General features: G+C 70.5%; 5 protein-coding genes. 3 read left to right on the forward strand and 2 right to left on the reverse strand.

Annotation, left to right across the window (positions count from 1 at the left end; all coding sequences use genetic code 11):
* Nucleotides 1-256 precede the first annotated feature (256 nt).
* Nucleotides 257-6,145, forward strand: coding sequence for a glycoside hydrolase domain-containing protein (locus tag CLV54_RS15745; protein WP_157803027.1), 5,889 nt, complete (start codon nucleotides 257-259; stop codon nucleotides 6,143-6,145).
* A 165-nt stretch (nucleotides 6,146-6,310) separates the two neighbouring features.
* Here the strand turns inward: CLV54_RS15745 and panB are convergent, their stop codons facing one another.
* Nucleotides 6,311-7,204: a 3-methyl-2-oxobutanoate hydroxymethyltransferase gene (gene panB / locus CLV54_RS15750; protein ID WP_100345960.1), complete on the reverse strand. Its 894-nt coding sequence runs from the start codon at nucleotides 7,202-7,204 to the stop codon at nucleotides 6,311-6,313.
* 105 nt (nucleotides 7,205-7,309) lie between these two features.
* On the opposite strand from panB, the gene glnA reads away from it, so the two are divergent.
* Nucleotides 7,310-8,647, forward strand: a complete 1,338-nt coding sequence (glnA, locus tag CLV54_RS15755) for a type I glutamate--ammonia ligase (RefSeq protein WP_100345961.1) — start codon at nucleotides 7,310-7,312, stop codon at nucleotides 8,645-8,647.
* Between the two features lie 22 nt (nucleotides 8,648-8,669).
* Complete coding sequence (locus tag CLV54_RS15760; RefSeq protein WP_100345962.1) at nucleotides 8,670-11,669, forward strand: bifunctional [glutamine synthetase] adenylyltransferase/[glutamine synthetase]-adenylyl-L-tyrosine phosphorylase; 3,000 nt, start codon at nucleotides 8,670-8,672, stop codon at nucleotides 11,667-11,669.
* A gap of 30 nt (nucleotides 11,670-11,699) precedes the next feature.
* Here the strand turns inward: CLV54_RS15760 and CLV54_RS15765 are convergent, their stop codons facing one another.
* Nucleotides 11,700-12,680: an SDR family NAD(P)-dependent oxidoreductase gene (locus tag CLV54_RS15765; RefSeq protein ID WP_100345963.1), complete on the reverse strand. Its 981-nt coding sequence runs from the start codon at nucleotides 12,678-12,680 to the stop codon at nucleotides 11,700-11,702.

Below are 12,680 nucleotides of genomic sequence, written 5' to 3' on the forward strand. Positions count from 1 at the left end.
CGCGTAAATCCGACGGGCAGTCGGATCCACTCCACGTGGGTCCGGCTGCCCGTTTCCTCGTGTCCTCGCCCTGTCCTCGTCTCCGGCGGCTTGTTCTCTTCTAGGAAACGTTCGCGTAGCGCGCGGTCCATCTTCCACTGTCACCTTCTCTACTGCCGTCGTGGATCCTCTGCGTCGCGGCCGGTCTTGTGATCGCAGAATCGTGCGCACCCCTCCGCCATCGTCGGCGCGGGCGTGCCAGAAGATGGATGGCTCCGTGAAACGTGTATCCGATCGTGACGTCTCCGCCGCCCCGCAGCCTGGGCCCCGGCGCGGGCTCAGCGGCCTGTGGCAGCGTATGAGCAGCTCGCCCGGGCGCGCACTGCCGATCGCGGCCGTCGCCGTCGTCGTCGCGGCCGGCCTCGTGCCGGGTATCGGCGCGGTCGGCGCGGCCGTCGCCGAGCAGGGCGGCGCCTCGGCGAGCGGAGCCGACTTCACCCAGTACGTCGATCCCTTCGTCTCGACCGAGGACGACTTCGGCCAGGACATGCCGGCCGCAGTGGCGCCGCACGGCCTCGCGAAGCTCAACCCGATGACCACGCCGGGCCGTTCGCACAGCGGCTACGACTACGCGGAAGACCAGATCGCGGGCTTCACCCTCACCAACCAGGACGGCGCGGGCGGCTCCGGCTCGGGCGGCGACCTGCTCACGGTGCCCACCTATGTGAAGTACACGACCCGTCCGACGACCGGTTCCTACGCCAAGAACTACTCGCACGACGACGAGGAGGCGAGCCCCGGCTACTACCGCGTGGCCCTCACGACGACGCAGGGCACGGATGGCGCCGTCTCCAACACCCCCGGCAGTGCGCCCATCGAGGCGCAGATGACGGCCGACGTGCGCACGGCCCTCCAGCGCTACACCTTCCCGAACGCGGGAGCCGCCTCGCTCGTGCTCGACCTGCGCAACAACTTCGCGGGCCGCGTCGACGCGAGCCTCGACGTCGACATCCTCGACGACGGCCGCGCGAGCCTCTCGGGCTACGTCGTGGGCGCCTTCGGCAGCAGCGGCTACCGCCTGTACTACTACGCGGAGACCACGGGTCCCGTGACGGGCGTGCGCAGCTGGGGAGCCGACGGCGTGCTCTCCGACGCCGCTCACCGCCAGGGGGCCGATATCGGGGCGATCATCGACGTCGATGTGGCCGCGGCATCCACCGTCGGGCTCACGACGACCCTCTCGCCGATCAGCGTCGAGCAGGCCAGGACCGACATGGGCAACGAGATCGGCGACCGCGACTTCGAGCAGGTGCGTGCCGACACGAAGGCCCAGTGGAACGACGTCCTCTCGACCGTCGCGGTCGACAGCAGCATCACGAGCGACCCCGACGGCACCCTGAAGAAGCTCTTCTACACCCACCTGTACCGCCTCTTCGGCATGCCCATGAACGCGACGAGCACCACCGGCAGCTACCGCGGAGTCGACGGCGTGATCTACCAGGCCGACGGCTACACCCACTACGACTCGTGGTACCTGTGGGACGACTTCCGCAAGTACTCGATCCTCGCGCTGGCCTACCCCGAGGTGTACCGCGACGTCACGCAGTCGCTCGTCGACCTCTTCGCCGAGCTCGCGAACACGAGTGCGGGCTCCCTCTCGGCACTCGCGCAGTCCGTGCCCACCACCCGTTTCGAGCGCGCCTCCGTCGTGATCGCCGACGCCGTGTCGAAGGGCGTCGACCTCGCAGGCCTCGACCTGGCCTTCGACGGGCTCAAGAGGCAGGTGGGAACCGGGTACAACGCCGCGAACACCCAGCGCGGCTACCTCAGCAACGACGTCGACGACACCCTCGGCACGGCCTACGACGACTGGTCGATGTCGATCATCGCCGACGCGCTCGGCAAGGCCGACGACAAGGCCTTCTACCTCCAGCGCGCGACCAACTACACGAACCTCTTCAACACGGACGGCTGGACCAACCCGGCCGGCGGGAAGGTCGGCCTCATCGGCATCCGGGACGACAACGGCAACTGGGGCAACGCCAACCCCGAGCAGTTCGAGGCGGCCAACCTCTACCAGGGCACGCTCTGGCAGTACAACTGGTACGCGGCCAACGACATGGGCGGCATGATCGACCTGATGGGCGGCCAGGACAAGGCCCGCTCGGCGGTCAGCTTCCTCTTCGGCGAGCAGGCACCGGATGACGGCTCGCGCATGCTGCACTCGAACGCCAACGAGATCGACCTGCAGGCGCCCTACCTCTTCAACTTCGTGGGGCAGCCCAGCCACACGCAGTACTGGGCGCGGAGCATCTACACGAAGCCGACCTGGAACCGCTACATCGCGACGGGCTCCACGGGCGAGGCGCCCTCGAGCGGCGGCGAGTTCCGCCCGCCGATCAAGGACAAGGTCTACGAGCTCGACTCCGACGGCTTCCTGCCGACGATGGACAACGATGCGGGGACCATGTCGGCGACCTTCGTCGCGGCCGCCATGGGCCTCTTCCCGGTCACGGCCGGAAGCGACTCGTATCAGATCGGCTCGCCGTTCTTCGAGCACGTGACGATCGACGGCCACAACGGCAAGACCTTCTCGATCAACGCCGACGACGTCTCGCCCGACCGGTTCTACATCCAGTCGGCGACGCTCAACGGCCGAAGCCTGAACCGCACCTGGATCAGCTACGACGAGATCCTCGACGGCGGCGACGTCACCTTCCAGATGGGCGACACGGCCTCCGAGTGGGCTGCTGACGGCCCCATGGCCTACACGATGAGCGACCACGTCGACAGCTCCGTCTACGACAAGACCCACACGAACCCGATCGCGTCGTCGTCGAAGGTCTTCAGCGAGGCGACGGCGAACGACGGAACGATCGGCAGCACGATCACGCTCACCGCCACGGGCACGATCTTCGCCGGCGCCGTGGGAGACGATCTGGCGGGCAGCGCCGTGACCGCGGCGAACGTGCCGGACGGCCTCGCGCTCCACGCGATCAAGCGCTCCGACACCTCCCTCGAGCTCTCGCTCTCGGGCTCGGCGCGCCTGCACCTCCCCTCGGACGACGTCGACGACCTGGCGGTGACACTGGGCGCCTCCGCCTTTGCCACCCCGGTGAACGGCGCCGCCCAGACGATCGACCTCGACGTGGCCTACACGGGCTACACGCTCGTCGCCGGCGCCCCGGGCGTGACCGCCGACGAGACCGGTGCGGTGGACGGCGCGGTGTCGCTCACACTCCAGGGCGGCGCGACGTTCGCCGAGGCATCCGGCGACTTGATCGCAGCGGGCACGGCCCGGGTCGACGGTCTTCCCGCCGGTCTGTCGGCCACGCTCGTGCGGCAGGATGCCACGACCCTCGCCCTCGCGGTGAGCGGCACCCTCCAGGCCGTCGAGGCCGGCACCTTCACGATCGGGTTCGAGGACTCGGCCCTTGCCGGCGGAGTCCGCGCCCGCGAGATCGACGGCGACGGGCTCAGCACGCTGCACCCCCTCACGGTCGGCATCGGAACGGACTGGCACGAGAAGCTGTCGGCGCTCTACGACGAGGCGCACCTCGTGCGGCAGGGCAGCTACTCCTCGCAGACCTTCGGAGCGCTCACCACGGCGCTCGCGAAGGCGCGGGCTCTGCTCGACGCACCGGCGGCATCCGACACGGCTCTGCAGCAGGCCTACTTCACGATCAACTCGGCGCTCGACGCGCTCGAGCTCGGCGAGGGCGGCTACCGGCGGCTCGAGGCGGAGCGCTCCGACTCCTGGTCGGGCGGCGAGCTCGGCAACGAGGCCATCAACATCGGCGGCGTGAAGCCCGGCTCCTGGGTCGCGTACTCGGGTATGGACTTCGCCGCGGGCGGTGGCGCACCGGGATCGATCAGCATCCGCTACGTGACGAACTCGACGCGCTGCCCGGAGGACTCCGCGGTGGAGGTGCGTCTCGGCGCGCCGGACGGCCCGATCGCCGCGACGGTCAAGCTGCCCCGCAACAGCCCGGACTGGAACAACTACTCGGTCGTCACCCAGGCCGTCGACCCCTCGGCGTTCGCCGGCGGCGAGGACGTGTACTTCGTGTTCCGGGGGAGCATCACGGGCACGCTGCCCTGGATCGCGAACCTCGACTACTTCCAGTTCGCGCCCGCCTCCGACGACCCCGACGCGCCCGTGACGTTCGACAGGCTCACGACGCGCAATGCGACCGCGCTGCACGCCGGCATCGACAAGTCGAGCGAGACCTTCCAGAACGTCAACCACAACGAGTGGGCGTCCTACGTCGCGTACGACTTCGGCACCAAGGGCGTCGACAAGCTCCAGGTCAACTACGACAAGCCCTCCGACCGCACGACCGCGAGCACCTCGGTCGAGGTGCACTTCGGCAGCACGAGCGGCCCGCTCGTCGCGACCGTGCCGCTCACGTACACGGGAACGGGATGGGGCACCTACCGCACGCTCACGGCGGATGTCGACCCGAGCGTTTTCGTCGGCAAGAAAGACGTCTACTTCGTCTTCATCGCCTCGAAGGCCGACGGCGGTCACCCCTACGTCGCCAACATCGGCTGGATGCAGTTCGCCCAGACACCGAGGGACGCCACGACCTCCTACCACCTCGAGGCCGAGCGTTTCGCAGCCAACAGCGGCGGCGAGCTGGGCATCGAGAACAACACGGACTCCGCGGGAGTGGTGTACACGAACCTCAAGGGCACGCACGACAACGACTGGCTGCGCTACGACGGCATCGATTTCGGCGATGAGACGGCCACCTCGGTGACCGTGCGCTACGCGAACAACTCCTCGCGCGCCGGTGCGAACTCGCGGGTCGAGGTGCACCTCGACTCGCGTGACGGCGCGCCGTTCACGACGGTTCCGCTGCCGGTGACCGGCACCGCGTGGAACACGATCAACACGACGACCTTCCACCTGCCGTCGGGGATCACCGGAGCGCACACGATCTTCCTCGTGCTGCGCACCGAGCCCGATGCCGACCACCCCTTCGTGGCGAACATCGACTGGTTCGACTTCGGCTACGGGGTCGACGTGTCGCCGCTGCGCACGGCGATCGAGCGGTACGAGCCGTTGAGCGCCGAGGAGGACCGCTACCTCGCGGTCGACTTCCGCACCTTCACCCGTGCGCTCGAGAACGCTCGCGCCGTCGCCGACGACGCCGGGGTGACCGCGCCCGAGCTCGCGGCGGCCCTGCGCGAGCTCACGCTCGCGGCCGGGCAGCTCGAGTGGAAGGTCATCCGCCAGCTCGGCGACCTCGTCGCCCTCTCCGATGCTCTCGACCCCGCGCAGGTCACCCCGGAGAGCCATGCTCTCCTGGCCTCCGCGGTGGCCCAGGCGAAGGCGTTGGCCACGGGCTCGTCCTACGAGGCCTACCAGACGGCATACACCGATCTGCGCACGGCCTACGACGGACTCGAGTTCTTGGCACCCGACACCGTCGCCCCCGTCATCACCCTGCGGGCGGGGGACACGGTCCTCCGCGGAACCGAGTTCGACCCGACGGCCGGCGTCACCGCGCTCGACGCCGTCGACGGCGACCTGACCGCGGCCGTCGTCGTGACGGGCGCGGTCGACACCTCCGTGGTGGGCAGCTACCCGCTGGAGTACCGCGTGAGCGACGCGGCCGGAAACGTCGCGACGGCGCAGCGCACCGTCGAGGTCGTGCCCTCGGAGTCCTCGGACGGCCAGGAGGTCCAGGTGACGGTCCCCGAGCCCGTCACGGGCGAGTTCGTCTGGAACATCGGCGGCGGCAGCGGCGGCGGCAACGACCCGGTGGATCTGGGCGCGGCCGGGCAGGCCGGCGATCACTTCGCCGTGACGGGTGCGATCAACCCGGTCCGCGTGACGGACACGCGTGCGGACGCTCCGCCGTGGTCGCTGTCGGCCCAGGTGGGTGACTTCACCTCGAGGGGCAGGACCTTTGCGGGCAAGTACCTCGGCTGGACGCCGCGTGTGCTGGAGGAGGGCGGCGACGCCGTCGCCGGTGCCGCTGTGGCGTCGGGCTTCGACTCGGGCGACGGCCTGTCGGCGTCGTCGACCCTCGGCTCGGCCGCACGCGGTCACGCGCGAGGCTCGGCGACCCTCGGGGCGCGGCTGGACCTGAAGATCCCGCTCGAGGTCGCCGACGGCACCTACCAGGCGACCCTGACGCTGACCGCCTTGGGCTGATCCTCCGGCGTCCGTCCGGTTCGCGAGAGTCCCGCCGGCCCACGAGAGTTCGTGGGCCGGCGGGACGTCGTGCGCGGGGCGGCATGGATGCTGCGGGGTGGCATGGATGCTGCGAGTGGCATGGATGCCGCGGTGCGGGCGGTGCGGGCGACGAGTGGGGAGCCGCTACTCCTCGTAGCTGTGCTCCTGGGTGGGATAGCGGCCCGCGGTCACGTCGTCGCGGTAGCGCTGCGCCGCCTCCGAGAGCACGCCGCGCAGATCGGCGTACCTCTTCACGAAGCTCGGGATGCGGCCGGTCGTGAGGCCCGCCCAGTCGGTCCAGACGAGAAGCTGGCCGTCGACCTCGGGCCCCGCGCCCACGCCGATCGTGGGGATCCGCAGCTCGGCGGTGACCCGGGCGGCCGCGGCGGCGGGAACCATCTCGAGCACCACGGCGAAGGCCCCGGCATCCTCGACCGCGTGGGCGTCGGCGAGCAGCTGCTCGGCGCCCGCGCCGCGGCCCTGGATGATGTGACCGCCGAGGCCGTGCTCGCTCTGCGGGGTGAAGCCGATGTGGGCCATCACGGGGATGCCGGCGTCGACGATGCGCTTGATCTGCTTGCGGCTGCGCTCACCGCCTTCGAGCTTGACCGCGTGCGCGCCGGTCTCCTTCATAAAGCGCACCGCCGTGTGCAGGGCGTCCTCCGGACCGTTCTCGTAGGAGCCGAAAGGCATGTCGGCGATGACGAAGGCCCGTTTGACGGCTCCGGCGACGGCGCGGGCGAGCGGGATGAGCTCGTCGACCGTGACCGGAAGGGTCGTGTCGAAGCCGAGCACGTTGTTGCCCGCGGAGTCGCCGACGAGCAGGAAGTCGATCCCGGCCTCGTCGAAGATCTGCGCCGTCAGCTGGTCGTAGCTCGTGAGCCCCGTGATCGTGATGCCCTGGTCTTTGGCGTTCTGGAAATGGCGTGTGCGCACGCGTTTGATGACGGGAGACAGGGCAGACGAGGGGGGCGACGAGGGAGCCGATCCGGGCGTCGACTCGAGGGGGGACTGGGCTTCCGCTGACTGCTCCGACATGTGGTCAGTCTACGTCTCGGCGATCACGGCGCCTGCGAATCCGGCGGGTCGCGCACAGACCCAGCCCGAGCCACTAGCCTTAGATGAGAACACGAAAGGGCCCGAATGGACAAGCAACGTGACTTCGTTCTTCGCACTATCGAAGAGCGCGGGATCAAATTCGTTCGACTCTGGTTCACCGACGTCATCGGCACCCTGAAATCGGTGGCCATCGCCCCCGCAGAGGTCGAAGGGGCCTTCGCCGAGGGCTTGGGCTTCGACGGCTCGGCCATCGAGGGGCTCACCCGCTCCTTCGAGTCAGACCTCCTGGCGCACCCCGATCCCACGACCTTCCAGATCCTGCCCTGGCGTGGCGAGGTCGACCCCACGGCGCGGATGTTCTGCGACATCACGACGCCCGACGGCCAGCCCGCCGTCGCCGATCCGCGCAACGTGCTCAAGCGCACGCTCGAGAAGGCCGCCGACCTCGGCTTCACCTTCTACACGCACCCCGAGATCGAGTTCTACCTGCTCAAGTCGTCGCAGTTCGGCGCCAACGGCCCGGAGCCCGTCGACTCGGCCGGTTACTTCGACAACGTCCCCGGCGGCACCGCCCACGACTTCCGCCGGCGTTCCGTGCGGATGCTCGAAGACCTCGGCATCTCGGTGGAGTTCAGCCACCACGAGGCCGGCCCCGGCCAGAACGAGATCGACCTCCGCTACGCCGACGCGCTGACGACGGCCGACAACATCATGACCTTCCGCACGGTCATCAAAGAGGTCGCCATCGAACAGGGCGTCTACGCGACGTTCATGCCCAAGCCGATGTCAGGTCATCCGGGCTCGGGAATGCACACCCACATGTCGCTCTTCGAGGGCGACACGAACGCCTTCTACGAGGCCGGGGCCCAGTACCAGCTCTCCAAGATCGGCCGCAACTTCATCGCCGGCCTGCTGCACCACGCGCCCGAGATCACCGCCGTGACGAACCAGTTCGTCAACTCGTACAAGCGGCTGTGGGGCGGCGACGAGGCCCCGAGCTTCGTCTGCTGGGGCCACAACAACCGCTCGGCGCTCGTGCGCGTTCCGCTCTACAAGCCCAACAAGGGCCAGAGCTCGCGTGTCGAGTACCGGGCGATCGACTCGGCCGCGAACCCCTACCTGGCCTTCTCGCTCATGCTGGCAGCCGGTCTCAAGGGCATCGAGGAGGGCTATGAGCTGCCGCCGGAGGCCGAGGACAACGTCTGGAGCCTCACCGACACCGAGCGCCGAGCGCTCGGCTACAACCAGCTGCCCGCGAGCCTCGACCACGCCGTGCAGTACATGGAGGAGTCCGAGCTCGTCGCAGAGACGCTCGGCGAGCAGGTCTTCAATCACGTGCTGAGCAACAAGCGCCGGGAATGGCACCAGTACCGCGACCAGGTGACCCCCTTCGAGCTGCGCAGCAACCTGGAGATGCTCTAGGCACATCCGCCCCCGCACCTCCATGCCACGCGATCAGAACACTCTCACCGAGTTCGCCCGGCTCGGGTTCGCCGAGCTGGGCGAAGCGCGCGGGCGCCTCGACGAGGCCGTGAGCCTGGGCGGCACGGAGGCGGCGCGGCTCCTGCCGGCTTTCGCGAACGCCGCCGATCCGGATGCCGCGCTCGTCGGCCTGCTCGCGCTGCTGCGGCTGGCACCCGACGAGGTGCGGCCGTTCCTCGCCGACGACGAGCGGATGCCGCGGCTCCTGCGCATTCTCGGGGCGTCGACGGGTCTCGTCGACTTCTTCACCCGCCACCCGGAGGAGCTCCAGGCGATCGCCGAGCCCACGGCGGCCCTTCCCGGCGTCGACGAGCTGCGCGCCGACCTCCTCGCGAGTGTCGGGGCACCCGACGTGTCTCCCGAGGAGCCGCGCCCCGTCTCCGCACGTGGCGACGAGTCCGCATGGACGGCCTTGCGAGTGCGCTACCGTCGCAGGCTCGCTCAGATCGCCTCCTACGACCTCTCGCAGGCCGATCCGGCCACGGGGCTGGAGTCGGTGGCGGGCGCTCTCGCCGATCTGGCCGGCGCCGCGCTCGAAGCCTCCCTCGCCGTGGCCCGGAGCATGGTCGCGTCGGGGGGCGCCGCAGCGCCCGGGCGGTTCCCGGTAGACGAGGTCGCCGCCACGAAGCTCGCGATCATCGGCATGGGCAAGGCCGGCGCCGGCGAGCTCAACTACGTGAGCGACGTCGACGTCATCTTCGTGACCGAGGGCGACAGCCGTGCCGTCGACATCTCCACACGCCTCGCGATGGTCACGATGCGCGGCATCAACGAGGCCGGCTTCGAGCCGCCGCTCTGGGAGGTCGACCCCAACCTGCGCCCCGAGGGCAAGGAGGGCGCCCTCGTGCGCACCCTCGACTCCCATCTCGCCTACTACGACCGCTGGGCGAAGAGCTGGGAGTTCCAGGCGCTGCTCAAGGCCCGGCCGCTCGCGGGCGACCTCGAGCTGGGGGAGCGGTACGTCACCGCCCTCGCCCCCAAGGTCTGGTCGAGCGCCTCCCGCGAGAGCTTCGTCGAGTCCGTTCAGCGGATGCGGCAGCGCGTCACCGATCACATCCCCGACGACGAGGTCGAATACCAGCTCAAGCTCGGCCCGGGGGGCCTGCGCGACGTCGAGTTCACCGTGCAGCTGCTGCAGCTCGTGCACGGGCAGAGCGACGAGCTCGTGCGCCAGCGCGGAACGCTGCCCGCCCTCAACGCCCTCGCCGAGAACGGCTACATCGGGCGTGCCGAGGCCATCGAGTTCGCCCGCGACTACCGGGTGCTCCGCCTGCTCGAGCACCGCCTCCAGCTCTCCCGGCTGCGGCGCACGCACCTCATGCCGCGCGACGAGGAGGGCCTGCGGGTGCTGGCCCGCGCGAGCGGCCTGGCGCCCGACGCCGAGCACCTGACCGAGCTGTGGTCGTCGACGAAGCTCCGGGTGCGAGGACTGCACGAGCGCCTGTTCTACCGCCCGCTGCTGTCGGCCGTGGCCGCGCTGCCCACCGACGAGTTCAACCTCAGCAGCGCCCAGGCCGAGGCCCGGCTCGCCGCCATCGGCTTCCGTGACGCCCGGGGCGCGCTCGCCCACATCGCCGCCCTCACCTCGGGGGTGTCGCGTCGCGCGACCATCCAGCGCCACCTCCTGCCGGTCATGCTCCAGTGGTTCGCCGACGGCGCCGACCCCGACTACGGACTGCTCGTCTTCCGCCGGCTGAGCGAGGATCTCGGTTCCACCTACTGGTATCTGCGGATGCTGCGCGACTCCTCCGGTGCCGCTCAGCGCCTCACGCGCGTGCTCAGCGGTTCGCGCTACGTGGGGGAGCTGCTCGAGCGCATCCCCGAGTCCGCGGCGTGGCTGGAGAACGACGACGAGCTGCGCCCCCGCACGATCGAGAGCCTGCGCGACGAGGCGCGCGCGGTGCTCGCACGCCACGAGACGCCGGATGCCGCGGCATCCGCTCTTCGCACGGCGCGCCGCCGCGAGGTGCTGCGCCTGGCCTTCGCCTCGGTGCTCGGGCTCTGCACGGTCGAGGAGCTCGCGGCGGGCCTCTCCGCGGTCACGCAGGTGTTCCTCGAGGCGATCCTCGAGACGGTGCGGATCGCGCGCACGGCCACCCGAGACGACGGGCTCGAGTTCGCGATCATCGCGATGGGGCGGTTCGGCGGGCAGGAGCTCGGCTTCGGGTCCGACGCCGACGTGATGTACGTCATCCGCTCGAACGGGCTCGACCAGGACGCCGCGTCGCAGGCGGCGAAGGGCGTCGTCGCCGAGCTGAACCGCCTGACCGAGGACGGCAGGCTTCCGCTCGACCTCGACCTGGGGCTGCGGCCGGAGGGCAAGAACGGTCCCGTCGTGCGGTCGCTCGACTCCTACCGCGCCTACTACGAGCGCTGGTCGCTCACCTGGGAGGCCCAGGCCCTGCTGCGCGCTCGGGGCGCGGCGGGCGACCCGGCGCTCATCGCCGACTTCGAGGCGCTCGCGAACACGGTGCGCTACCCCGAGCAGGTGCCCGAGAACGACGTGCGCGAGATCAAGCGCATCAAGGCGCGCGTCGAGAACGAGCGCCTGCCCCAGGGCGCCGACCCCACCCGGCACCTCAAGCTCGGTCGCGGCTCGCTGAGCGATGTCGAGTGGTACGTGCAGCTCATGCAGCTCCAGCACGCGCACGAGGTGCCCGGCCTGCGCACCACCTCGACGCTCGCGTCGCTCGACGCGCTCGTCGAGGCCGGCCTGCTCAGCGAGGCGGATGCCGCGCAGCTCCGTGCCGCGTGGCTCTTCGCCTCCCGCGCCCGCTCCGCCCTCACCCTCTGGACGAACCGCACCTCCGACGTGCTGCCCGCCGACCGTCAGCAGCTCGAAGGCGTGGCCCGGCTGCTCGAGTACCCGCCGGGGTCGGCGACCTCGCTCGAGGAGGACTACCTCGCGGTCACCCGCCGTGCGCGCCGGGTCTTCGACCGGCTCTTCTACGGGCCGCGCTGAGCTGCGGGTGCCGAGCTGCGGGTGCCGAACTCATGACCCGGCTCGCGCAGGCAGCACGGGGGAGCCGATGAGCTGCTCCGTCTCCTGCCAGATGCGCGATCCGAGCGCGGGCTCGGTGTAGCGCGGATCGCCCGCGCCCGGCACGGGCGGCCCTCCGATCCGGCCGAGCGGGCCCCAGTACTGGCCGCCCTCCGCCTGCGGGTCGATCGTCGCGCGAACCGCCGACCGGGCGGCCGCGTCCTTGCCCACGCCGAGGAGCCCCCAGAGAGGCTCGCGCAGCCGCTCGCCGCGACGGTGTTCGAAGGCACCGGCTCGTTCGGGCGTGCGCGAGTCGACGGCCATTCCGGGATGCGAGAGCAGAGCCGCCGTCGGCGACGCCACGGCGCGCAGCCTGCGGTCGAGCTCGGCGAAGAGCGCCTCGTGCGCCGCCTTCGACAGCACATAGCGCCTGCCCACCGCGAGCGCGCGACCTGAGGCGAGCGGTCTCGACACGGATTCGAGAGGTGGGATGCGGGGGTGGATGCTCCGCACGAGCCCGCTCGTCGTGCCGACGATCCTGCTGCCCGCCGTGCGCTCGAGGGTGGGCAGGGCGGCCGCGATGAGCGCGGCGTTGCCGAGGTGCCCGGTTCCCATGATCGGGTCGAAGCCGTCGGCGGTCGCCTCGCCCGCCGACGCGCGCATCACGGCGGCGTTGAGCACGAGGCCGTCGACGCGGCCGAGCTCGGCGATCCGCGCGCCGGTCTCCGCGATCGAGGCGAGCGAGGCGATGTCGAGCGGCAGTGTCAGCACCTCGGCGAGAGGATGCCGCGCCAGGATCGCGTCGCGCGCGGCATCCGACCTCTGCGGGTTGCGCGCGGCGAGCACGACCCGCGCGTTCGCGCCGGCGAGCTGCTCGGCGATGAAGTAGCCGATGCCCGCGCTGCCGCCCGTCACGACGACGGTGCGGCCGGTCTGGTCGGGAAGGGCGTCGGGCGTCCAGGCGTCGTGGTCGGGCATATCGGTTCTCCGCAT

Origin of the sequence: Compostimonas suwonensis, assembly GCF_002797855.1 — a bacterium.
GTDB lineage: Bacteria > Actinomycetota > Actinomycetes > Actinomycetales > Microbacteriaceae > Compostimonas > Compostimonas suwonensis.